This window comes from Lentzea sp. NEAU-D7 (assembly GCF_026242055.1).
In the GTDB taxonomy this organism is placed as follows: domain Bacteria; phylum Actinomycetota; class Actinomycetes; order Mycobacteriales; family Pseudonocardiaceae; genus Lentzea.
The window spans coordinates 120520-142034 of sequence record NZ_JAPJDL010000022.1; the positions used below are offsets into that span (position 1 = coordinate 120520).

20 protein-coding genes are annotated in these 21515 nt (G+C 70.0%); 13 read left to right on the forward strand and 7 right to left on the reverse strand.

What is annotated here, in order from left to right; translation table 11 throughout:
- Positions 1-135 precede the first annotated feature (135 nt).
- Positions 136-978: a DegV family protein gene (locus tag ORI60_RS35165; RefSeq protein WP_266042316.1), complete on the forward strand. Its 843-nt coding sequence runs from the start codon at positions 136-138 to the stop codon at positions 976-978.
- Here ORI60_RS35165 and ORI60_RS35170 read toward each other — a convergent pair whose 3' ends face one another.
- The gene (locus ORI60_RS35170) at positions 979-1629 is read right to left on the reverse strand and encodes a TetR/AcrR family transcriptional regulator (protein WP_266042317.1); all 651 of its coding nucleotides are present in this window, start codon (positions 1627-1629) and stop codon (positions 979-981) included.
- Between the two features lie 120 nt (positions 1630-1749).
- Here ORI60_RS35170 and ORI60_RS35175 point away from each other — a divergent pair, with 120 nt between their 5' ends.
- The 5 genes from ORI60_RS35175 to ORI60_RS35195 are packed head-to-tail and all read left to right on the forward strand — an operon-like array spanning position 1750 to position 6373.
- The gene (locus tag ORI60_RS35175; RefSeq protein ID WP_266042318.1) at positions 1750-2097 is read left to right on the forward strand and encodes a hypothetical protein; all 348 of its coding nucleotides are present in this window, start codon (positions 1750-1752) and stop codon (positions 2095-2097) included.
- Between the two features lie 10 nt (positions 2098-2107).
- A complete protein-coding gene (locus ORI60_RS35180) occupies positions 2108-2836 on the forward strand; it encodes a class I SAM-dependent methyltransferase (protein WP_266042319.1) in 729 nt (242 codons plus the stop codon).
- Positions 2833-4296 carry a glycoside hydrolase family 57 protein gene (locus ORI60_RS35185; protein WP_266042320.1) on the forward strand — a complete coding sequence of 488 codons (1464 nt, stop codon included), beginning with the start codon at positions 2833-2835 and terminating at the stop codon, positions 4294-4296. The genes ORI60_RS35180 and ORI60_RS35185 overlap by 4 nt, the downstream gene beginning before the upstream one ends.
- A 4-nt stretch (positions 4297-4300) precedes the next feature.
- Entirely contained in the window at positions 4301-5548 is a 1248-nt protein-coding gene (locus ORI60_RS35190) for a glycosyltransferase family 4 protein (RefSeq protein WP_266042321.1), read from the forward strand.
- Between the two features lie 48 nt (positions 5549-5596).
- Positions 5597-6373, forward strand: a complete 777-nt coding sequence (locus ORI60_RS35195; RefSeq protein ID WP_266042322.1) for an SGNH/GDSL hydrolase family protein — start codon at positions 5597-5599, stop codon at positions 6371-6373.
- Between the two features lie 3 nt (positions 6374-6376).
- On the opposite strand, the gene ORI60_RS35200 is transcribed toward ORI60_RS35195, so the two are convergent.
- Positions 6377-7129 carry an acyltransferase gene (locus ORI60_RS35200; protein WP_266042323.1) on the reverse strand — a complete coding sequence of 251 codons (753 nt, stop codon included), beginning with the start codon at positions 7127-7129 and terminating at the stop codon, positions 6377-6379.
- A 78-nt stretch (positions 7130-7207) separates the two neighbouring features.
- Here ORI60_RS35200 and ORI60_RS35205 point away from each other — a divergent pair, with 78 nt between their 5' ends.
- From ORI60_RS35205 to ORI60_RS35225, 5 genes are all read left to right on the forward strand, one after another.
- The gene (locus ORI60_RS35205) at positions 7208-7477 is read left to right on the forward strand and encodes a hypothetical protein (RefSeq protein ID WP_266042324.1); all 270 of its coding nucleotides are present in this window, start codon (positions 7208-7210) and stop codon (positions 7475-7477) included.
- A gap of 69 nt (positions 7478-7546) precedes the next feature.
- Positions 7547-8401, forward strand: coding sequence for a nucleoside hydrolase (locus ORI60_RS35210; protein WP_266042325.1), 855 nt, complete (start codon positions 7547-7549; stop codon positions 8399-8401).
- Positions 8402-8459: 58 nt separating this feature from the next.
- The gene (locus tag ORI60_RS35215; RefSeq protein ID WP_266042326.1) at positions 8460-11717 is read left to right on the forward strand and encodes a GH92 family glycosyl hydrolase; all 3258 of its coding nucleotides are present in this window, start codon (positions 8460-8462) and stop codon (positions 11715-11717) included.
- Between the two features lie 64 nt (positions 11718-11781).
- Positions 11782-13626, forward strand: coding sequence for a hypothetical protein (locus ORI60_RS35220; protein ID WP_266042327.1), 1845 nt, complete (start codon positions 11782-11784; stop codon positions 13624-13626).
- Positions 13627-13650: 24 nt separating this feature from the next.
- Positions 13651-14358: a nucleotidyltransferase domain-containing protein gene (locus ORI60_RS35225; protein ID WP_266042328.1), complete on the forward strand. Its 708-nt coding sequence runs from the start codon at positions 13651-13653 to the stop codon at positions 14356-14358.
- Here the strand turns inward: ORI60_RS35225 and ORI60_RS35230 are convergent.
- Positions 14312-14701: a DUF4267 domain-containing protein gene (locus tag ORI60_RS35230; protein WP_266042329.1), complete on the reverse strand. Its 390-nt coding sequence runs from the start codon at positions 14699-14701 to the stop codon at positions 14312-14314. The genes ORI60_RS35225 and ORI60_RS35230 overlap by 47 nt on opposite strands.
- A gap of 92 nt (positions 14702-14793) precedes the next feature.
- On the opposite strand from ORI60_RS35230, the gene ORI60_RS35235 reads away from it, so the two are divergent.
- Positions 14794-15381, forward strand: a complete 588-nt coding sequence (locus tag ORI60_RS35235) for a TetR/AcrR family transcriptional regulator (RefSeq protein WP_266042330.1) — start codon at positions 14794-14796, stop codon at positions 15379-15381.
- On the opposite strand, the gene ORI60_RS35240 is transcribed toward ORI60_RS35235, so the two are convergent.
- From ORI60_RS35240 to ORI60_RS35255, 4 genes are all read right to left on the reverse strand, one after another.
- Positions 15340-16500: a THUMP-like domain-containing protein gene (locus ORI60_RS35240; RefSeq protein ID WP_266042331.1), complete on the reverse strand. Its 1161-nt coding sequence runs from the start codon at positions 16498-16500 to the stop codon at positions 15340-15342. The genes ORI60_RS35235 and ORI60_RS35240 overlap by 42 nt on opposite strands.
- 1 nt (position 16501) lies before the next feature.
- Positions 16502-17458: a class I SAM-dependent methyltransferase gene (locus tag ORI60_RS35245; protein ID WP_266042332.1), complete on the reverse strand. Its 957-nt coding sequence runs from the start codon at positions 17456-17458 to the stop codon at positions 16502-16504.
- The gene (locus tag ORI60_RS35250) at positions 17448-18227 is read right to left on the reverse strand and encodes an enoyl-CoA hydratase/isomerase family protein (protein ID WP_266042333.1); all 780 of its coding nucleotides are present in this window, start codon (positions 18225-18227) and stop codon (positions 17448-17450) included. Before ORI60_RS35250 ends, ORI60_RS35245 begins: the two co-directional genes overlap by 11 nt.
- A gap of 231 nt (positions 18228-18458) precedes the next feature.
- Entirely contained in the window at positions 18459-19301 is an 843-nt protein-coding gene (locus ORI60_RS35255) for an ABC transporter ATP-binding protein (protein ID WP_416234539.1), read from the reverse strand.
- 89 nt (positions 19302-19390) lie between these two features.
- Between ORI60_RS35255 and glgX the strand changes: the two genes are divergently transcribed.
- Positions 19391-21505 (forward strand): glycogen debranching protein GlgX, encoded by a 2115-nt coding sequence (glgX, locus tag ORI60_RS35260; RefSeq protein WP_266042334.1) that lies wholly within the window; start codon positions 19391-19393, stop codon positions 21503-21505.
- Positions 21506-21515 lie beyond the last annotated feature (10 nt).

The following is a 21515-nucleotide window of genomic DNA, read 5'->3' on the forward strand; positions in this document are numbered from 1 at the left end:
AAGTAGGGCGCCTTTCCAGGGTGTTCACTCCGTGCGTTCGGCGTGCACGGAAAGCAACCGTCCGGGCCGAAGTCACACGAATTGCCTTCGATCGGTCGTGGCTACTTCGATCACGCTTCGTTAACCTCCTCGTTCGTGTCCTCACGAGTAGCCGTCGTCACCGACTCGACCGCGTCACTCCCGGCCCGGTTGGCGGACCGGTTCAACATCATCACCGTCCCGATGCAGCTCAAGATCGGGTCGGAGCTGATCGACGAGGCGTACGTGCCGACCGACCGGTTGCTGCGGGCGATGGAGGCGCAGATCCCGATCACGACGCAGCCACCGGCGCCGGACGCGTTCTTCTGGGCCTACCAGGACGCGTGGGCGAAGGGCGCGGAGACGATCGTCTCGGTGCACGTGACGCCGAAGCTCTCCCCCGCGACCGACGCGGCGAAGGTGGCCGCGGCCAAGTCGCGCGTGCCGGTGTTCATCGTGGACTCGCACTCGTCTGGGATGACGCTCGGGTTCGCGGCGCTCGCGGCCGCACGGATCGTGCAGAGCGGCGGGAACGTCCAGAACGCGCGCAACGTCGCCGAGCAGCGCGGGCGCGACGCGAACGTGCTGATCTACGTCGACACCCTGCACTACCTGCGCCAGGCCGGCCGGGTCAGCGCGGCGGCGAAGCTCTTCGGCGACGCGCTCTCGGTGAAGCCGCTGCTCACGGTCGTGAACGGCGAGGTGGAGCCGTTCGACAAGGTCGTCGGCCGCGATCGGGCGCTGGCGAAGCTCGTGGACAAGGCCGTGGCGCTCGCCTACGGGCGCAACGTCGACCTCGCGGTCGAGCACTTCGCGGCCGAGAAGGAGGGCCACGAGCTGCTCCAGATGCTGCAGAAGCGGATCCCGCACGCCCGCGACATCGTCCTGACGCAGGTCAGCGCGGCGATCGGTGCGAACGTGGGGCCGGGAGCGCTGGCCGTCACGGTCTCGCCGTTCTGATCAGAGGTCCGCGACTTCCTCCGCGAGGAGCAGGCCGGGGTCGAACCCCAGGGGCGTGAGGTGCCCGGCGAGCTCGAGCGAGAGCACGCCCTGCAGGCGGGTCCAGAAGGACAGGGCGCGGTGCACGGTCGGCGACGACGCCGGCAGCGCGCCCGCCCACCCGCGGTTCAGGCCCAGCACGACGTCGAACGGGGACCGCGGCTGCTCGTCCGGCGAGCCGCCGCAGACCTCCAGCAGCACCGCCAGGATCTCGTCCGAGATCGCGGTGATGTCGTCGGGCGCGTGGTAGCCGGGCACGGGCGTGCCGTAGATGAGCAGGTACCGCTGCGGGTCGCTCAGCGCCCACTCCCTGATGACCGCGGCGAGCGCCACGACCGTGGTGCCCGCCTCGTGGGCGGCGCGGACGGTGTCGGCGAGGCTGCGGTAGGCGTCCCGGATGAGCGCGGTGATCAGCTCGTCGCGGCCGGCGAAGTACCGGTAGAGCGCGGGCCCGCTCATGCCCATCTCCTTGGCGATGGCGTTGAGCGACAGCGCTGACACCCCGGCCGTGGCGATCTGCTCCCACGCGTGCCGCTTGACCTCGTCGCGCACCTGGGCCCGGTAGCGCTCGCGAGGGTTCCGCCCCGCGTCGGTCACAGACTCCGTCGCCATGGTTAGACCCTCTCACACTTGTTATTGACAGTCACGCATGCGACAGCCTAGCTTGAGCATGTCATCGCAGTTAGAGGCTCTAACTACAGCTACTTCCACTAACGAACGAGGGAGACCGTCATGACGACGACCACCGCAAAGACCGCTAACCCGTCGACGTCAGCCCTGGTCGCGGCTTGGGCCGCGCCGGTCATGGTCATCGGCCAGTTCGGCCTGCTGTCCGGGATCCCGATCGCCGTCGCACTCGTCGCGAGCCTGCGCGACCGCCGGTCACGGGTGCTCCGCTGGTGGACGGGAGCGCTCACGCTCGCCTACGCCGTCCCGTTGACGATGTGGCTCGCCGGCCCGAGCGAGGCCCCCAGCCTGTCGAAGTACATGAGCCCCGCGATGACCGCGGCCCTCGCCGCGACCGGTGTCGCGACCGCCATCGCGCACCAGGTAGTTCGCAGGCGGTCTACTCACAAGTAACCTGGCGGGCGTGACCCTCCCCCTGACCGGCGAACGCACCGTGCCCGGTATCGCGGAAGAGAACTACTGGTTCCGTCGGCACGAGGCGGCGTACCTGCACCTCATCGGCCACTGCGCGGACGCCGTCGTGCTGGAGGCGGGCTGCGGCGAGGGCTACGGCGCGCAGCTGATCCGCACGGTCGCGCGCCGGGTGATAGCCCTCGACTACGACGAGCTGACCTCCCAGCACGTGTCGCAGGTGTACCCGCAGCTCGACGTGTTGCGCGGCAACCTCGCGACGCTCCCGTTGCGCGACGGCAGCGTCGATGTCGTGGCGAACCTGCAGGTCATCGAGCACCTGTGGGACCAGGAGGGCTTCCTGGCCGAGTGCCGGCGGGTGCTGCGCCCCGGCGGGAAGCTCATCGTGACGACGCCGAACAGGCTGACGTTCTCACCCGGCCAGGACACGCCGCTCAACCCGTTCCACACCAGGGAACTCGCACCGTCCGAACTGGACGAGATGCTGCGCGACGCAGGTTTCCGCGTTGACGAACTGACGGGGCTGCGTCACGGACGCAGGCTTGACACGCTCCTGAACGGACAGATCATCGACGCACAGGTCGAAGTCGCCCTGTCCGGTGCGCCGTGGCCGGCCGAGCTCAAGGAGGCTGTGGAGTCGGTGACGGTGCGGGACTTCGACATCACCCCGGACGACATGGACGGCTGCCTCGACCTCGTGGCCGTGGCGGTGCGCGCGTGACCACAGGAGCTTCGGAAGGCACGTTCTGCCTCGTCCTGCACAGCCACCTGCCCTGGCTCGCGCACCACGGCGCGTGGCCGGTCGGTGAGGAGTGGCTCTACCAGGCGTGGGCGCACTCGTACCTGCCCGTCGTGGACATGCTGCGGCGCTTCGCCGACGAGGGCCGTTCCGACGTGCTGACGCTCGGCGTCACCCCGGTCCTGGCCGCGCAGCTGGACGACCCGTACTGCTTGCGGGGCATGCACGACTGGCTCGGGAACTGGCACCTGCGCTCGCACCTCGCCGGGGAACGGCTGCGCGAGCTGTCGGCGTACGAGCACCGCGCGTCCTCGTGGGCGCTCGAGAAGTTCGAAAGCCAGTGGCGGCACGGGTTCTCGCCCGTGCTGAGGTCCCTTGTGGACTCCTCGACGATCGAGCTGCTCGGCGGACCGGCCACGCACCCCTTCCAGCCGTTGCTGGACCCGCGGGTGCGGGCCTTCGCGCTGCGGACCGGCCTGGACGACACCGCGCTGCGCGTCGGCCGTGCGCCGGAGGGGATCTGGGCGCCGGAGTGCGGTTACTCGCCCGGCATGGAGGCGGGCTACGCGGCAGCGGGCGTGCGGCGGTTCCTGGTCGACGGGCCCGCGCTGCACGGCGACACCTCGGCCGCGCATCCCGTCGGCTCGTCGGACGTGCTGGCGTTCGGGCGCGATCTCGAGGTCTCGTACCGCGTCTGGTCGCCGAAGGTCGGCTATCCGGGCGATGCCGCGTACCGGGATTTTCACACCTACGACCACCCGACGGGCCTCAAGCCGTCGCGCGTGACCGGCAAGAACGTGGCGCCGGAGGACAAGCGGCCCTACGACCCGGCACTGGCGCGCGAGGCCGTTGACCGGCACGTGGCCGATTTCGTGGAGACGGTCGTGCGGCGGCTGCGCGCGATCGACGGCGGGCTCGTCGTGGCGGCCTACGACACCGAGCTGTACGGGCACTGGTGGCACGAAGGTCCCTTGTGGCTGGAGGGCGTGTTGCGCGCGTTGCCGGAGGCGGGCGTGCGCGTGACGACGTTGCGGGGCGCTGTCGAGGCCGGGCACGTGGGTGCGCCGGTCGAGTTGCCGGCGTCGTCGTGGGGCAGCGGCAAGGACTGGCGCGTGTGGGACGGCGCGCAGGTGTCGGACATCGTGTCGTTGAACGAGTCCGTGCAGAAGGAACTGCTGGGGCTGGACTTCTCCGCCGGCGTGCGGAACCCGGTGCTGGACCAGGCGGTGCGCGAGGCGCTGCTGGCGTTGTCGAGCGACTGGGCCTTCATGGTGACGAAGGACTCGGCCGCCGACTACGCCCGCTACCGCGCGAAGATTCACAGCGACCGCTTCAGCGAGCTCGCGTCGTTGGCGCGAAGCGGTCGCGGACTGGGCAGAGCAACGGAGCTCCGCGCGGCGGACGGCCCGTTCGGGCATCTGGACGCGCGAGGAATGGGGTAACGGGATGCGCGTGCTGATGTTGTCGTGGGAGTACCCGCCGGTGGTCGTCGGCGGGCTGGGCAGGCACGTCCACGCGCTCGCGACACAGCTGGCCGCGCAGGGGCACGACGTCGTCGTGCTGTGCCGCCAGCCCTCCGGCACCGACGCGATCACGCACCCCACGTCCGACCTGGTGAGCGAGGGCGTGCGGCTGATCCGCGTCGCCGAGGACCCCGCGCACTTCGTGTTCGAGAAGGACCTGCTGGCCTGGACGCTCGCGATGGGGCACGCGATGACGCGCGCCGGGCTGGCGCTGGGCTCGTGGCGCCCGGACGTCGTGCATGCGCACGACTGGCTCGTCACGCACCCGGCCGTCGCGCTGGCGGAGGCGTTCGGCGTGCCGCTGGTCGCGACGATCCACGCGACCGAGGCCGGCCGGCACTCGGGCTGGCTGTCGCACCCGCTGAACCAGCAGGTGCACTCGGTGGAGTGGTGGCTGGCGAACCGCGCCGACTCGCTGATCACCTGCTCGTCGGCGATGCGCGCCGAGGTCGGGCACCTGTTCGAGGTGGACACCGCCGAGGTCTCCGTGCTGCACAACGGCATCGAGCCGGGCGGCTGGAAGGTGCGCGCGAAGGACGTCGGCGCCGCCCGCCGCACGTACTCGCCGCACGGTGACCCGCTGCTGCTGTTCTTCGGCCGGATCGAGTGGGAGAAGGGCATCCAGGACCTGATCGCCGCGCTCCCCCGGATCCGCCGCTTCCACCGCGGCACGCGCGTGGTCGTGGCCGGCGGCGGGTCGCAGACCGAGTGGCTGCGGGACCAGGCGCGCAAGCACCGCGTGCTGCGGGCCGTGGAGTTCGTCGGCCACCTCTCCGACAGGTCTCTGGCGGCGTTGCTCACCGCGGCCGACGCCGTCGTGCTCCCGTCCCGCTACGAACCCTTCGGCATCGTGGCCCTCGAGGCGGCGGCCGCCGGAACGCCCCTGGTCGCATCGACCGCCGGCGGGCTCGGCGAGGTCGTGCTGGACGGGGTCACCGGACTGTCGTTCGCCCCCGGTGACGTGGACGGGCTCACCCGCGCCGTGCGCGACGTGCTGTCCGACCCGGCGTCGGCCGCCGTTCGTGCGCGCGCCGCCAAGGCACGCCTGGTCTCCGACTTCAACTGGGCCAAGATCGCCGCCGGCACGGCGTCGGTCTACGAGTCGGCCGTCGTGCGCGAGCCGCGCGTCCTCGGCCGCCCCAAGATCGCGACGGGAAATCTGTTCACCTAGGTCCGCTACAGTCGCCGGTCCCGTTAACAGAAGGTGACCGAGGACTGAATGAACTACCAACGCTTCGTGGCGCTCGGGGACAGCTGCGCCGAGGGCCTGGACGACCTGCTCCCCGACGGCCAGTACCGCGGCTGGGCGGACCGCGTCGCGTCCGCACTGGACGCGCCGGGCTTCCGCTACGCCAACCTCGCCGTGCGCGGCCGTCGCCTCGACCAGATGCTGGTGGAGCAGGTCCCGTCCGCCAAGGCGTTGGAGCCCGACCTGGTGGTGCTCTTCGGCGGCGGCAACGACGTGATGTCCAACGCGACCCAGCAGCAGATCGCGCAACGGGCAGACGCGATGGTGCGCGCCGTGACGTCGTTCGCGCCGACCGTCGCCGTGTTCACGTTGAGCGACATCTCGCACCGCATGCCGTTCGGCCGGCGCATGCGCCCGCGCATCGAGACCTTGAACGCCGCCATGCGCACCGCGGCGTCCCGCTACGGCGCGATCCTGGTCGACGTGGAGGCCGACGAGTGCGTGCACGACTCGCGCTACTTCGGCCCGGACCGCCTGCACCTGTCGTCGCTGGGGCACAGGCGGTTGGCCGGCCACGTGCTGTCGACGCTCGGCATCCCGTTCGACGAGTCCTGGCTCGCGCCGCTGGAGGGCAAAGCCGCGTCCGCGTCGGTGCTGGACCACTGGCGGTGGCTGCGCGACCAGGTGCTGCCGGTCGCGTACTCGCGGACGCGCAACAAGCTCATCGGGCGGCAGCCGGGCGACGGTTTCACGCCCAAGCGCCCGCAGCTCGCGCCGCTGACCTGGCCGCAGCGCGCAACTCGCTGACCGTCAGGCCGACGCGTCCTCCGCTCGCTTGGCCAAGGCGTCCTTGGCCTTCCGGGCCATGTCCGCGATGTCCGCCCGCCGCTGCGCGTCGGCCTCGTAGTCGGCCCGCCGGTCCCGCACCACCCGGGCCGGCATCCCGACCGCGATCTTGAAGTCCGGCACGTCCCCGCGCACCACTGCGTGCGCGCCCAGCACGCACCCGCGCCCGACGCGCGTGCCGCGCAACACCGTCACCTTGGCGCCGAGCCAGCAGTCCGGCCCGATCCGCACGGGCGACTTCACGATGCCCTGGTCCTTGATCGGCAGCGTGATGTCCTCGACCTTGTGGTCGAAGTCGCAGATGTAGACCCAGTCCGCGACGAGCGACGACGCGCCGATCTCGATGTCGAGGTAGCAGTTGACCGTGTTGTCCTTGCCGAACACGACCTTGTCGCCGATGCGCAGCGACCCCTCGTGGCAGCGGATGGCGTTGCCGTCGCCGATGTGCACCCAGCGGCCGATCTCCAGGCGGCCGAAGCCCGGACGGGCCATGACCTCGACGCGCTTGCCGAAGAACACCATGCCGCGCAGCACGACGTGCGGGTTGAGCAGGCGGAACTTCAGCAGCCGCCAGTACCGCACCAGGTACCAGGGGGTGTAGGCGCGGTGGCGCAGGACCCAGCGCAGGGAGGCCATCGTGAGGAACCGCGCCTGCATCGGGTCACGGCGCGACCTGCGCCAGCGAGTCCAGACCGGGGCGCCCCACATCGAAGTCATGGACGAAGACTCTAACTTCGGGGCTCCGGCGGCCGGGCAACGGTTCTACAGTGGCCTCGACGAACGCGAGGTGCGGACATGTGGGCGGTCATCGGCGTCTGGGACATCGACCCCGAAGCTCTCGAGGCGTTGCGGGCGCAGGTGCCGCTGATGGCGTCGAGCAAGGTCGGGTTGCCGGGGTTCGTGCACGGCACGTGGACGCTCGACGGCCACATGATCCAGGTGTACGACAACGAGGCGGACGCGCGCCGCTACCACCAGGACATGCTCGACCAGGGTGCTACCGAGCCGCCCGGTGTGCGGTGTGTCGTGTGGGACGTGGCCGAAGTCGGCGCCGAGGCCCCCTAGCGCGACGGCCGGGAGGTGCGTGACCAGCTCGACAGGGTGCTGGACGCGTTCCGCTGACAAGCTGGGCACATGGCGATTCCTCTCATCATCGACACCGACCCCGGCGTCGACGACGCGTTCGCGATCGCGCTCGCGGCCCGCAGTCCCGAGGTCGAGCTCCTGGGGCTGACCACGGTCTTCGGCAACGTCGGGCTCGACCTCACGACGGCCAACGCGTTGCGGTTGCTCGCTCACCTCGGCCGCACCGACGTGCCCGTGGTGCGGGGGTTCGAAGGGCCGGGCGGCGCGGCGGACGTGCACGGTGAGGACGGGCTCGGCGGGCAGGCGCTCACGTTGCCGGAGAACCCGAAGGGTCTGCACGGGGAGGATCCCGTGCGGTTCTTCGCCGACAACCTCACGCCGGACACCGTGGTCGCCGCGATCGGGCCGCTGACCAACATCGCCGCTGCTCTCGACGCCGGCATCGAGTTCCCTCGGCTGATCGTCATGGGTGGCGGGCTCGGCATCGGCAACATGACGCTGCGCGCCGAGTTCAACTTCTGGGCCGACGCCGAGGCGGCGCGGACGGTCATCCGCCGGGGCAACCCGATCGTGGTGCCGCTCAACCTGACGCAGCGGTGCATCGCGGACACCGAGTTCCTCGCGAACGTCGACCCGGTGCTCAGCAACCTCACCGGCACCTACCGGGAGTACCTCGCGCGGCACTCCGAGCAGAACATGTCCGGGCGCGAGGAGGGCATCCTCGTCCACGACGCCGTCGCGGTGGCCGAGGCGATCGTGCCCGGCTCGCTGAGTCTCACCGCGCACGGGCTCGACATCGACGACGAGGGCGCGCTCGTCGAGGGAAAGCACCAGGTAGAGGTCGCGGAGGACTGCGATTGGCCCGCGCTGAGGGCCTTCATGGAGCAGCGCTTGTCCGTTTGACGACAACTTCGCGTCGCTCTCTGGGGTTGAGCGGGCACGGTAAGTAGGGTCCGCGACCATGCAGCGAAGAGTCCTCACGACAGCTGCGGTGGCGGTGGCCATGACGTTCGGAGTGGTCCCTGCCTCCGCTCAGCCCCAGATTCAGGTGGTGCCGGATCCGGCGGCACACGTGAACCCGTTCATCGGCACGACCAACCTCGGGAACACCTTCCCCGGCGCGGTCGTGCCGTTCGGCATGTTCTCCTTCAGCCCGGAAGCCAGCCGCGGCAACACCCTGCGCGCCGCGGCCCCCGGCGGATACCGGTACGACGCCACGAAGATCCGCGGCTTCAGCCTCACCCACATGTCGGGAACGGGCTGCGCGGGCGGCAGCGGTGACATCCCGATCTTCCCCCACGTCGGGACCGTCACCACCTCGCCGACCACGGACGCGACCGACGCGATCTACGCCAGCGAGTTCGCGCACGCCGACGAGGTGGCCAAGCCCGGCCGCTACGACGTGACGCTCAAGTCCGGCGCCAAGGCCGAGCTGTCCGCCACCGAACGCACCGGTGCCGCGCGGTTCAGCTTCCCCGCCGACAAACCGGCGACGGTGCTGATCAACACGTCCAAGTCGCAGGTCGGCAGCAGTGACGCGCAGACCGTGGTCGACAAGGACAAGCGGACCATCACCGGCTCCGTGACCAGCGGGAACTTCTGCGGCTACATCAACCAGGTCGGCCGTCGCAGCTACTACACACTGCACTTCGTGGCGGAGTTCGACCAGGAGTTCACCGAGGTCGGCACGTACCAGGACAACGTTGTCACACCCGGGAGCACGACTTCCAGGGGCGGCACGACGTACGGGACGAACGGCTGGCCGGTGCTGGGCAAGGGCTCCGGCGCGTACCTCGGGTTCGCGCCCGGCAGCCAGGTGGGCGTCAAGGTCGGCATCTCCTACGTCAGCCTGGACAACGCACGGGAGAACCTGAAGGCCGAGAACAAGGGCCAGTCCATTGAGGACATGAGGGACAACGCGTACATCGCGTGGCAGAAGCAGCTCAGGCGCATCGAGGTCGGCGGCGGCTCCGATGACGAGCGGACCAAGTTCTACACCGCGCTGTACCACTCGCTGTTGCACCCCAACCTGTTCAGCGACGTCAACGGCGAGTACGCCGGGTTCGACGGAAAGACGCACAAGATCGACAAGCGGCGGCAGAAGGCCCAGTACGGCACCTTCTCCGGCTGGGACGTCTACCGCTCGCAGTTGCAGCTGCTCACCCTGCTCGAACCGCAGATCGGCTCGGACATCGCGCAGTCGCTGCTCAACCAGGCCGAGCAGAACAACGGCGTGTGGGACCGCTGGACGCACAACGGCGGCGGCACCCACGTCATGAACGGCGACCCGGCGCCGATCGCGCTGGCGGCCATCTCGGCGTTCGGCGGCGACAGGTACGACCTCAGGTCGTCGCTGCGAAGCCTGGTGAAGGCCGCGACCGTGCCCACGGCGCTGGACCTGAGCAAGGACGGCTGGGCAGTCATGTCCGTCGGGCAGCGGCCGTCGCTCGACAAGTACCTGCGGCACAAGTACATGCCGGCCGTGTCCAACGCCTGGGGTGGCGCGGCGGAGACCCTGGAGATCTCCGCGGCGGACTTCGCGATCAGCCAGCTGGCCGAGCGCGCGGGCGACGAGAAGACCGCGAAGACGTTCGCCGAACGCTCGCAGTGGTGGCAGAACAACTTCGACCCGGTCGCGGACAGGACGGGCGGTTACATCCGCAACCGCAACGCCGACGGCACGTGGGTCAAGGACTTCACGCCCGACACCGGCAACGGGTTCGTCGAGGGCAGCAGCGCCCAGTACACGTGGATGGTCACCCACAACGTCGCCGGGCTCGTCGACTCGCTGGGCGGCCGTGAGCGCGCCAACAAGCGGCTGGACGACTTCTTCCACAACGCCGACGGCTCGTGGGCGTTGACGGGCCGCGGTGGTGCGAAGTCCGAACTGGACAACGAGCCGTCGGTGAACGTGCCGTGGCTCTACAACTACACCGGCCAGCCCGCCAAGGCGCAGGAGACGCTGCGCGAGACCGTCAACACGCTGTGGAAGAACACCCCCGGCGGCATTCCCGGCAACGACGACCTCGGCGCGATGTCGTCGTGGTTCGTGTTCACCGCGATGGGCGTGTACCCGCAGGTGCCCTCCCGTGCCGAACTGGTGCTGAGCGCCCCGCTGTTCACCTCGGTGAAGATCAACCGCGGCGGCGGCAAGGACATCACGATCACCGCGCCCGCCGCGAACACCGCCACCAAGTACGTGCAGTCGCTGAAGGTCAACGGCAGGGCCAGCACGAAGACCTGGCTGCCCGAGTCGTTCGTGGAGCGCGGCGGCAAGCTGGACTTCGTGCTGGGCAAGGCTCCCTCCGCGTGGGGCACGGGTGCCTCGGACGCCCCGCCGTCGTTCCGCGACGGCGAGAAGCCGATCAAGCACGACCAGCCGTACTTCCTCACGGTCGAGCCGCGGCAGCTCGTGGTGGAGCCGGGCGGGTCGGTCAAGGCGAAGGTCGACTCCGTCAAGCTCTACGACGGCGACCCGAAGGCGACCTACGCGATCACCGGTTCGGACTCGCTCACGTTCACTCCGGCCACGGGAACCGTGCCGTCGGAGTTCACGGTCACGGCCAAACCCGATACACCTCAGGGCTTCTACGACATCACCGTGACGGTGACCGTCGAGGGCGCCGCCAAGCCGGTCGTGCTCCCCCAGACGGTCAAGGTGGCCCCGGCGGGCAGCATGCTCGCCGCGGTGAACAACGTCGGTGCGTCGGCCGACGCCGACGGCGAGGGCGACTTCGACGGCGGCGGCTACAGCTACTCGCGGGAGGCGCTGGCCAAGGCCGGCCTCACGCCGGGCGGCACGAGCACCGTCGACGGCCTCACGTTCACCTGGCCGTCGTCACCTCCCGGCCGTCCCGACAACGCGACCGCGGCAAAGCAAACGCTTGCCCTGTCCGGAACCAAGCTCGCTCTCGTCGGCTCCGCGGCCAACGGGGCCCGGACGAAGGCGGCCACCGTGACGTTCACCGACGGCACGACGGCGTCGGTGGACATCGGCTTCAGCGACTGGACGCTGGGCGGCGGCGGGGCGACGCCGAGCTTCGGCAACGTGGTCCTCGCGACCACGCCGTACCGCAACACGCTGGGCGGCGGCAACGAGAAGGTCGCCACGCACATCTTCGCGACGAAGACGTACGTGGCGCCGGAGGGCAAGACGCTGGCGAGCGTCGTGCTGCCTGACGACGTGAACATGCACGTCTTCGCTGTGGCGCTGGGTTAGTCCATATCGGTGGGGCGGTTCGGTTCGCCGGCTGAGCCGCCCCTGCCGACTGGATGATCCCGGGGTGACCGACATCGAGCAGCGGCTCATCGAGGCGGCCCGTGACGGCGAGTGGCTGGAGTGCGCCGAGCCCGACACCGTGGTGCGGGCGGGGTTGATCAGGGAGTTGCTGCTCGGCCGCCACGGTGAGCTGGACCCGCGCGGGGTGAGGCTGAGCGGCGCGCGAGTCGAGGGCACCCTCAACCTCAACCGCATCAAGGCCTCGGTCGGCCTGGCTTTCCACCACTGCACGATCGACGAGCCGATCGAAGCGCGCTCCGCGAGTCTGCCGGATCTGGTCTTCCACGGGGGAAGTTGCGCAGGGATCCACGCGGACGGTGTTCACGTCGACGGAGACCTGTACCTGCGCCAAGGCGTCCGCATCTCCGGATCCGACACGCGCAGCACGGTCAGACTCGTCGGAGCCCACATCTCCGGCGACTTCGAACTCAGCGGCACGAGGATCACCAACACCGCCGGTGCAGCCCTGGACTGTCAAGGCCTCAGAGTCGACGGCCAGTTGTGCTTGCGAGACGGCGCCCAGGTCATCGGCCACGGCGACCGCGGCGCGATCATCCTCCAAGAAGCTCGCATGGGGTCGGTCTTCGAAATGTCGGAGGTCGAGATCACCAGCACGACCGGGCCTGCCGTGATCATCGATGGTGTCAGCATCAGCGGCTACCTGGCACTGCGGGGAGGCAGTCGGATCGCCGGGCACTGCGCCAAGGGCGCGTTCAGTCTCGTCAACGCCCACATCTCGGGGCATGCCGAACTGACTGACACCGAGATCACCAACACCGCCGGGATCGCGCTGGACGCCAACGGCGCCCAGATCGACGGGCACCTGTTTCTGCGAAACCGGCTTCTCGTCACCGGGCACAGCGAGTACGCCGCGGTCGATCTGATCAACGCCCGCGTCGGAAACATCCTCGAACTCGCCGACATCACGATCACGAACGCCAAGGGTGCGGCGCTCTCCGCCAATCGCGCCCGCATCGGCGGTGCCTTCGCCCTCCTCGGGCGGACACGGCTTTCCGCATGTGGCGATCACCCCGCGCTCAATCTGGTCGGCACGCGCATCGGTGGCAGATTCGGCTGTGCGGACGAGGTCGAATTCGAAGTGGAAGCGGAATCGACCCCGGTCCTGAACTTCCTGGACACAGCGGTGGACGTGTCGGTGAGGTTGCCGCATCCTGCGTTGTGCCCAGACCGTGGACGCGGCACGGCTTGCGGCCACAAGACACTGGTGCGTCTGGAAAACCTCGGCTATTCGTCTCTGGCATCAACGTGGGATTGGCAGGAATGGCTGCACGTGATCCGCTGCCACACCCCCGCCTACCACGCTTCGGCCTACCAACGTCTGGCCGCGGTCGAGCGAGCCGCCGGGCACGACGGCACCGTGCGCCAGATCCTGATGGCACAACAGACCGACCTGCGCCGCCGCAGTCCGCAGTCACTGGGCGGGCCGTTGACGCGGTGGTTCCACTGGCTGTGGGGAGCACTGGCCGGGTACGGATATCGGGCGCGACGGACGGCAGCGGCGTTGCTGCTCGTCCTCGTCGTCGCCGGAGCGATCGGCTGGTCTGCGGGACAGGTTTCTACGCGGCCCGGACATCTGGTCGCGGAAAGGGTTGTCACGGCACCGGTCGGGGCCGGGACGCCTTGTTCCACGGTCGAGCTGATCGGGCTCGGGCTGGATCGGGGGTTGCCGTTGGCGATGACCGGGATGCGGGCGCGGTGCGACCTCGACAGCGCGTCGAAGAAGGGGCAGGCGTTCACGGCGGCGATCTGGCTGGTGCAGCTGGCCGTGTGGGGGCTGGCGACGCTGGCGCTGGCCGGGTACACGAACCTGGTTCGCAAGCCCGGCTGAAGCCGGGGCCAATAGGGTGGGAGCGTGTTCTCGGTTTCCGAACGCGACCAGTTGCGTCGTGATCTCGTCAACGCGGCCGACGTCGATCCGCGCGTGGTCGGTGCCGCGCTGACCGGGTCCGCGGCGGTGGGCCGGGAGGACCGCTGGTCGGACATCGACTTCGCGTTGTCGGTCGAGCGGGACGTCGACGCGGTGGTGGTCGACTGGACCGCCTTGATGTACGCGTGCGGGGCGGTCGGTCATCTGGACGTGCGGCACGGGAAGACCTTGTTCCGCGTGTTCCTGATGCGGTCCACGTTGCAGGTGGACATCGCGTTCTGGCCCTCGGACGAGTTCGGGGCGACCGGGCCGACGTTCAAGCTGTTGTTCGGCGAGGCGAACGCCGTGCCCCCGGCCCGGCAGCCCGATCGGGACGAGGTGATCGGGCTCGCCTGGTTGTACGCCCTGCACGCGCGGTCGTCCATCGCGCGCGGGCGCGGGTGGCAGGCGCTCTACATGCTCAACGGCATGAGGGACCACGTCATGTCGTTGTGGTGCCTGCGCGAAGGTGTGAACGCGGTGCAGGGGCGGGGGCTGGACGACCTGCGGGACGCGGGCGCGTTCGCCGGGACGTTGGTGCTGTCCACCCATCCCGACGAGTTGCGGCGTGCGTTCCAGGTGCTGACCGGGCTGTTGGTCGAGGAGATCACTGAGCCGGAACTGCGTGAGGCCGTGCGGGCGCTGTCTCCCTGAGCAGCAACGCCGCTGTGAACAGGACGAGCACCGCCGCCGAACCGTGCACCGCGAGCGCGTAGCCCACTGTGCCGCCGTGCGTGATCACGGCCAGGCAGTCGCCGATGGGGATGATCGAGTCCGCGAGGACCACCCAGCCCAGGGCACGGCGCTGGCCCATCAGCAGCAGGATCAGGGCAGTCAGCGCGTAGGCGAGGTCGCGCACGCCCTTCACGACGTAGTAGCCGGCCGGGTCGGTGATGCCGAAGCCCGCAGCCGATCCGTCGCCGTTGAGCAGGTAGCTCAGGCCGAAGTAGAAGCCCGCCGCTACGACGAGCCAGCCCATGATCGTGGCCAAACGCATTGCATCCTCCGAGAAGTTCTAGCAGTGCTAGCGACAAGAGCGACGCTAACACTAGAGGCGCTCGGATGTCTAGCAGTGCTAGATTCAGCGGCGTGACGATCCAGAACCGGCGTGAGCGCGAGCGCGCCGAACGCCATCAGCTGATCATCGACGCCGCCCGGGACCTGGCCGAGGCGGAGGGCTGGGACGCGGTCACCACGCGCAGGCTCGCCGAGAAGGTCGAGTACAGCCAGCCGGTGCTCTACAGCCACTTCAAGGGCAAGGACGCGATCGTGCGCGCCGTCGCGATCCAGGGGTGCGGCGAGCTGGCCCGGCTGCTGCGCAAGGCCCGTCCGTCACGAGGCGAGTCACGGCTGCGAGCGGCGGCGGAGGCGTACCTGGAGTTCGCGCGACGAAGGCCCGCGCTCTACGACGCGATGTTCGTGCAGCAGTCCGACATCCCGTGGGGCACGGACGAGGTGCCGCAGGAACTGCTCGACGCGTTCGGAGAACTGGTCGCCGCGGTCGAACCCGTCCGAGGCGACCGGCACCTGGAGGCGTTGACGGAGGTCTTCTGGAGCTCGCTGCACGGCATCGCGACGCTCACGCAGGGCGGGAGACTGCGGCCGGAGTACGACGAGACCCGTCTCGACCTGCTGCTAGGTGCGCTCAGCCTCGCACAGCACGAAGACGGGCTTTGAGCCGATCCTGGTCAGCACGACCGTGGCCGATGCGGAACCGGAGAGCTTCAGGCGCTTGCGCATCGTGTTCGGGTCGACGTCGAGGCCGCGCACCAAGATCTCCAGCCGGCCGACCGACCGCGTCTTCAGCAACGACTTGAGCGACTTGTCCGTGTAGTGCCCGTGTTCGAGCACGCGGAACGCCCGGATGCCCGCGGGAGGCTTGGGCCCGCTCAGGTACGCGATGCGTTCGTCGAGCTGCCACAACCCGTGCCGGGCCGCGTAATGACGCACCAGACCGGCGCGCACGACCGCGCCGTCCGGGTCGACGAGCCACTCGCCGGGCGCGGCGACCGGGCAGTCGTCCGGTTCGGCGTCCGTCAGGGTCCACGAGCCGGCTCCGTGCAGCACGGTGGCGCGGCGCGAAACCCCCGGCGTGGCAAGGCCTCGCGTCCACAGGCAGGCCTCGCGGACCGCGCCGTCGAGGGACACGATCTCGATCTCGGCCGCCCACGGCGCGACGGCGAAATCGATGCCGGGCGCGCACTTCACCGCGAGGTCCACGCCCGCGTACACCTCGGACAGCTCGTCCAGCGGCGGCACGAAGTCCGAGGGGTTCCACTTGCGGCGGCCGGACGAGTCGCGGCGAGCGGGGTCCGCGGTGACGGCCGAAGCCCGCGACACCGGACGCAGTGCATCGGCGACGGCGACGAGCTGGCCCGGAACGTTGTTGCGCGCCATGGCGACCCGCACGGGGTCGAGGTCAGAGCCGACGCAGACGGAGGCCACCTCGCTCAGCGCGAAGAGGTCCGCGCCGACCGAACAGGTGACGTCGTGCACCGAGCGACCGGCGAACCGCAGCGCGCGGTGCCGGGCGACGGCGGAGGCCGTGGCCTGTTGCAACGCGTCGTCGGTGAAGAGCCAGGACGCGGCGGAGTCCAGTTTGGACACCGCGCGACGCCGCAGCAGCACGGTCTCCACGACAGGGGCGAACCCGGGACCCAGCCGCTTTCGGGCCGTCTCGACGTCGCGCAACCGGGAGGCGTCGGAGAAGGGCAGCGCGTCCACCTCGGCCAGCGCGGCGGTTCCGGCGGCGGAGCGCAGGAACGCCACGTCGGCGGAGGTGAACGCGTACCCCAACTCAGGAGATCTTCTGGCCGGTGATCGACACGTTGTAGAACACCTCGCGCGGCAGCACCTTCGCGAGCACGTTCTGGTCGACCCACGAGAGGTTCTGCCAGGTGCGGTAGGCGAACATCGCCCACCCGAAGCCCAGCTTCTCGCGCGGCACGGCGGCCTCGAACGTGCGCACCGGCCAGCCGAACAGAGCCGCGGACAGCTCGTCGGTCACCGCGCGGACGCCGACGGCACCGGCGCGACGAGCCGTGGCCTCCAGCTGGTCCGGGTCGAACGTGTGCAGGTCGACCACGGCCTCCAGCGCGGCCGCGCGGGAGGACTCGTCGAGCTCCTCCTGCGGACGGCGCCAGTCGCCCAGCACCGGCACGGCCTTGGTGATGTTGGTGGTCAGCCACCACGTCGCCTGGCCGAGCTTGCGGGCGTAGAAGTTGCCGATGTTCGTCGGGTCGCCCGCGAACACGAACCTGCCGCCGGGCTTGAGCACCCGCAGCACCTCGCGCATCGCCGCCTCCACGTCGGGGATGTGGTGCAGCACCGCGTGGCCGACGACGAGGTCGAACGTGTTGTCGTCGTACGGGATCCGCTCGGCGTCGGCGACCCGGCCGTCCACGTCGAGACCGAGGTGCTCGGCGTTGCGCAGCGCCACCTCGACCATGCCGGGCGACAGGTCGGTGACCGAACCCTTCTTGATCACCTCGCCCTGCATGAGGTTCAGCAGGAAGAAGCCCGTGCCGCAGCCCAGCTCCAGCGCGTGCTCGTACGGGCCGACGTCACCCGCGGCGGCGCGGAAGCGGTCCGTCGCGTAGGTGATGCAGCGGTCGTCGTACGAGATCGACCACTTCTCGTCGTACGTGCCCGCTTCCCAGTCGTGGTAGAGCACCTGCGCGAGCTTGGTGTCCTTGTACGCCGCCTCGACCTCTTCAGCCGTCGCGTGCGGGTTGGGTGCCGGGTCAGTTGCCACTGAACTTCGCCTTTCCGGGCCCGTTCTCGATGAACGACTCCACGCCCGTCTTCTTGTCCTCCGTCGCGAACAGCGCAGCGAAGAGGTGGCTTTCGAGCTTCAGACCCGACTCCAGGTCCGTGTCGAGGCCGCCGTCGACGGCGGCCTTCGTCGCGGCCAGCGCGAGCACCGGCCCGTTGACGAACTGCTTGGCCCACCGCACGGCCGCGGCGTACACGTCGTCGGGCGCGACGACCTCGTCGACCATGCCGATCTCGAGCGCCTCCTGGGCGCCGACGAACCGGCCGGTGTAGAGCAGGTCCTTGGTCTTCGACGGACCGATCAGGCGGGCGAGGCGCTGCGTGCCGCCACCGCCGGGGATCAGGCCGAGCAGGATCTCGGGCTGGCCGACCTTCGCGTTGTCGCCGGCGATGCGGCGGTCGCAGCCGAGAGCGACCTCGAAGCCGCCGCCCAGCGCGTACCCGGTGATCGCGGCGACCGTCGGCTTCGGCACCGAGGCGAGCGCGCCGAGAGCGTCGGACAGGCCCTTGGCCCGCAGCGTCATCTCGGCGTGGGAGATCTGCGCGAACTCCTTGACGTCCGCGCCGGCCGCGAAGACCTTCTCGCCGCCGTAGACGATGACCGCGTAGACGTCCGAACGCTCCGAGGCCTCCTTCGCGGCGGCCTGGAGCTCGGTCTGCACCTGCCGGTTCAGGGCGTTCATCGGCGGCCGCTCCAGGCGGATCGTGCCGATCCCGTCCTCGACCTCAAGCCTCACGAACTCAGCCACTATGCTCCTTTGCCGCTGCTTCGCAGACGGCGGCGAGTTCGCCGGGAAGTGGGGGGGGGGGGGGGGCGCGGGCGCCCGGCACGCCGCGGGCGGGGGGGGATCTGCGGGGGGGGCGGGCCCTCTTGGCGGGCCCCCCGGCGCGGGGGGGGGCGCCCCCCCCGCCCCCCCCCCCCCCCCGACGCGAACTCGCGATGCCGTCCGACTGCCGTCACGTTACCTAGCGGTAGCTTCTCAAACTTTCCTGCGGGCGAAGAAGCGGTCCCCGGACTTCTGCAATTCGAGATCCTGGCCGAACGTCTTCGAGAGGTTCTCCTCGGTCAGGGTGTCCTCCAGGAGGCCCTGGGCCACGATCGAGCCCTCGCGCAGCAGCAACGCGTGGGTGAAGCCGGGCGGGATCTCCTCGACGTGGTGCGTGACCAGCACCATCGCGGGCGCGTCCGGGTCCATCGCCAGCTCCGACAGCTTCGCGACCAGGTCCTCGCGGCCGCCGAGGTCGAGGCCCGCGGCGGGCTCGTCGAGCAGCAGCATCTCGGGGTCGGTCATCAACGCGCGGGCGATCAGCGTGCGCTTGCGCTCGCCCTCGCTCAGCGTGCCGTAGAGGCGGTCGGCGAGGTGCGCCATGCCGAGGGTGCCGAGCAGCTCGCGGGCGCGGTCCGTGTCCTGCTTGCCGTACTCCTCGCGCCAGCGGCCGAGCACCGCGTACCCGGCGGAGACGACCAGGTCGACGACCGTCTCGTCCGGCGGGATGCGGCCGCCCAGGGCCGCGGAGCACAGGCCGATCCGGGGCTTGAGCTCCTGGACGTCCGTCTTGCCCAGACGTTCACCCAGGAGGTGGACCTTGCCCTTGGTCGGGTGCAGGTCGGCGCTGGAGAGCCTCAGCAGGGTGGTCTTGCCGGCGCCGTTCGGGCCCAGCACCACCCAGCGCTCGTCCAGTTCCACGCTCCAGTCGATGTTTCCGACCAGCGTGTTCTTGCCTCGGCGGACCGATACGCCCGCCATGTGCACGACCAGATCTGTCACGTCGACGTCCGCCACGCCCCCATTCTTCCGAACGGCCTCGCACCGACCACCCATCGGGGTGTCCCTCGCGCCGGGTGAGCCCGCTGCGCCGCCTGTGTGAACTCTCAAGTTTTTTGTCGGTATCGGATGCCAAGATCGGAGGCATGGCTACGCGACCCGAGTCCGAGGTGCTGGCAGGCCGACCGTTCCCACTGGGGGCACACGCCGAGGCAGGCGGTGTCCGGTTCGCGGTGACGTCGCACGTCGCCGACGCGGTCGAGGTCTGCCTGGTCGACGACGACGGCACCGAGAAACGGGTCGAGCTGACCGAACGGACGTTCGGCGTCTGGCACGGTCTCGTGCCGGGCGTCACCCCCGGCCAGCGGTACGGGTTCCGGGTGCACGGGCCGTACGACGCGGGGCGCGGGCTGCGCTGCAACCCGGCGAAGCTGCTGGTCGACCCGTACGCGCGGCAGATCGAGGGCGGGATCACGAACCTGGAGGCCTCGCTCGGCTACGTCGGCGACCCGATGCACGGGCCGCCGTCCGCGGTCGACTCGCTCGGCAGCGTCCCCCTGTCGGTCGTCAGCTCACCGGGCGGCGCGGACACGGGGATGAAGCCCGACGTGCCGTTCGAAGAGGCGGTCATCTACGAGATGCACGTCAAGGGCTTCACGAAGAACCACCCGGAGATCCCGGAGAAGCTGCGCGGCACGTACCTCGGGCTCGCGCACCCGGCGGCGATCGAGCACCTCACCCGGCTCGGCGTCACGACCGTCGAACTGCTGCCGGTCCAGGCTTTCCAGGACGAGCCGTCGCTGCTGAGCAGGGGCGCGACCAACTACTGGGGCTACTCGCCGCTGGGCTACTGCGCGCCGCACGCCGCGTACGCGAGCGAGCCCGGCAACGAGGTCCAGGAGTTCCGCACGATGGTCGCGGCGATGCACGCGGCGAACATCGAGGTGCTGATCGACGTCGTCTACAACCACACCTGCGAGGGCGGTCCCGGCGGGCCGACGATCTGCTTCCGCGGCTACGACGCGCCGGGGTACTACCTGCACGCCGGCGGCGGCAGCACGGTCGACATCACCGGCTGCGGCAACACGCTGGACGCCGGGTCGCCGCAGGTCGTGCGGCTGGTCACCGACTCGCTGCGGTACTGGGCCGAGGAGATGGGCGTCGACGGGTTCCGGTTCGACCTCGCCTCGACGATGGGCCGGCCGGGCGGCGGGTTCTTCGACCGCGACTCGGCGCTGCTCACGGCCATCACGACGGACCCGGTGCTGTGCCGGTCCAAGCTGATCGCCGAGCCGTGGGACGCGACGGGCGACGGCTACCGGGTCGGAGACTTCGGCATGCAGTGGGCCGAGTGGAACGGCCGTTACCGCGACACGGTCAGGGACTTCTGGCGCGGCCACACGTCCGTGCGCGACCTCGCGTACCGGCTCTCCGGGTCGAGCGACCTCTACGCGGACGACCTGCGCCGGCCGTGGCAGTCGATCAACTTCATCACCGCGCACGACGGGTTCACGCTGCGGGACCTGGTGTCGTACAACGACAAGCACAACGAGGAGAACGGCGAGGACAACCGCGACGGCACGAACGACAACCGTTCGTGGAACTGCGGTGCCGAGGGTGAGACGTCCGATCCCGAGATCCTCGCGCTGCGGGCGCAGCAGGCGCGGAACCTGCTCTCGACGCTGCTGCTGTCGACCGGCACGCCCATGATGACGGCGGGCGACGAGATGTGGCGCACCCAAGGCGGCAACAACAACGCGTACTGCCTCGACAACCGCGTCTCGTGGGTCGACTGGACGAGGAGCGACGCGAGCGAGGCGCTGCTGGGGTTCACGCAGCGGCTGATCGACCTGCGCGCGTCGTCACCGGCGTTGCGGCAGCCCGAGTTCTTCGAGGGCCGCACGACGCCCAGCGGCAACCCCGACCTGGTGTGGTTCCGGCCGGACGGGCAGGAGATGGCCGAGACGGACTGGTTCGACGAGGGCCGCCGCACGCTCGGCATGTTCATCGACGGCTCGAACTGCCTCTCCCGCACACGGGACGGCGAGCTCGTGTCCGACGACTCGTGGCTGATGCTGATGCACGCCGGTGCGGACGCCATCAGCGTGACGCTGCCGCACGAGCGCTACGGGCCGGCGTACGAGCCGTTCCTCGACACGACGACGCCGGACGGCTCCCCCGCGAATCCCGGTTCTTTCGCGCCGCGGGAGAAGCTCACCGTGCCCGCGCGCTCGTTGCTGCTGCTCCGCATACCGCGCTGAACTCCTTGCG

What these genes read in the sequence shown, in the direction of transcription:
- ORI60_RS35170 (WP_266042317.1), bottom strand. Translation starts at nt 1,629, where the DNA reads ATGGCGACGGAGTCTGTGACCGACGCGGGGCGGAACCCTCGCGAGCGC.
- ORI60_RS35175 (WP_266042318.1), top strand. Translation starts at nt 1,750, where the DNA reads ATGACGACGACCACCGCAAAGACCGCTAACCCGTCGACGTCAGCCCTG.
- ORI60_RS35190 (WP_266042321.1), top strand. Translation starts at nt 4,301, where the DNA reads ATGCGCGTGCTGATGTTGTCGTGGGAGTACCCGCCGGTGGTCGTCGGC.
- ORI60_RS35195 (WP_266042322.1), top strand. Translation starts at nt 5,597, where the DNA reads ATGAACTACCAACGCTTCGTGGCGCTCGGGGACAGCTGCGCCGAGGGC.
- ORI60_RS35200 (WP_266042323.1), bottom strand. Translation starts at nt 7,129, where the DNA reads ATGACTTCGATGTGGGGCGCCCCGGTCTGGACTCGCTGGCGCAGGTCG.
- ORI60_RS35205 (WP_266042324.1), top strand. Translation starts at nt 7,208, where the DNA reads ATGTGGGCGGTCATCGGCGTCTGGGACATCGACCCCGAAGCTCTCGAG.
- ORI60_RS35210 (WP_266042325.1), top strand. Translation starts at nt 7,547, where the DNA reads ATGGCGATTCCTCTCATCATCGACACCGACCCCGGCGTCGACGACGCG.
- ORI60_RS35215 (WP_266042326.1), top strand. Translation starts at nt 8,460, where the DNA reads ATGCAGCGAAGAGTCCTCACGACAGCTGCGGTGGCGGTGGCCATGACG.
- ORI60_RS35230 (WP_266042329.1), bottom strand. Translation starts at nt 14,701, where the DNA reads ATGCGTTTGGCCACGATCATGGGCTGGCTCGTCGTAGCGGCGGGCTTC.
- ORI60_RS35255 (WP_416234539.1), bottom strand. Translation starts at nt 19,301, where the DNA reads ATGGGTGGTCGGTGCGAGGCCGTTCGGAAGAATGGGGGCGTGGCGGAC.
- glgX (WP_266042334.1), top strand. Translation starts at nt 19,391, where the DNA reads ATGGCTACGCGACCCGAGTCCGAGGTGCTGGCAGGCCGACCGTTCCCA.